This window comes from Mesorhizobium abyssinicae (assembly GCF_049887195.1).
In the GTDB taxonomy this organism is placed as follows: Bacteria; Pseudomonadota; Alphaproteobacteria; order Rhizobiales; family Rhizobiaceae; genus Mesorhizobium; species Mesorhizobium abyssinicae.
In genome coordinates this window covers 1-830 of sequence record NZ_JARAKC010000103.1, presented here as the reverse complement: position 1 = coordinate 830, position 830 = coordinate 1, and the positions used below count along the sequence as shown (strand labels likewise).

Sequence of the window (830 nt, the reverse complement as noted above, 5' to 3'; positions counted from 1 at the left end):
CCTGATCGCGCCGGCTGGAGATGCGGATGAAGGCTTTATGGCCAGGCATCAGCGGCTCGGCAGCGGCCACGACCTCTGCCTGCCGCCACTCGTCGCGGCCATGGCTGGTCTCGGTCCGCTCCGCGACAGCGGGGGTGCTCCCGGCCAGATGTTGCTTGGCATGAACAACCCAATGCCGACGGTTGCCCTTAAGAGCGAGCAGGTAGTCGCCTCCCCGCTCGGTGATGGCCTCAGCCATGCGCGTGTGACAGTGGAGCGCATCGGCGGTGACCATTCTACCAGTAAGATCAATGAGTTCGACGACTTTAAGGGCAGCCTCGACCTCATTCTCGGCAGTGCCGGGCGATACCGCTGCCAGGCATAACCGTGTCTCGGTGGCGAAGGCCGACACCGTCAGAGGCGGACTGGCGGCAAGGCCCTTCTCATAGGCCCGCCGCAGCGCCTTACCGTCGAGGGCGACCACCCCCTGGCATGCCCGTGCAAAGCCTGCGGCAAAGGCTGCGAAGGCACGCCCGAAAGCCTCCGGATCCAGCAGCCGCAACAGCCGCGAGAAGGTGTCGTGACTGGGCGCCACCTCATACTCAATCAACCGCGACAGTGCCTGCCTGCGCTCTTGAGCAAACAACGAGAACTCTGTCGCGTTGTTTGCCCCGCACAGGCTTGCCGCGATCATCATCACGATCAGATCGCCAAGCCGATGCGTGGCGTTACCAGCGCGGGGATCAGGCACGGCGCCGAAATAGCTTTCAAGGCTCGAAATGGCAGTCTCTCCCTCGTTAAGACTGCCTGCTCACAGAATCCCTTCTCAGCCCAACTTCAAGTCCCAAAAA

General features: G+C 62.8%; 1 protein-coding gene. It reads right to left on the bottom strand.

Annotated features, from left to right (window positions below; genetic code table 11):
- Positions 1-730 (bottom strand): ISAs1 family transposase (locus PU724_RS33820; RefSeq protein ID WP_426213836.1); only part of this gene is annotated, 730 nt, incomplete at its 3' end.
- Positions 731-830 lie beyond the last annotated feature (100 nt).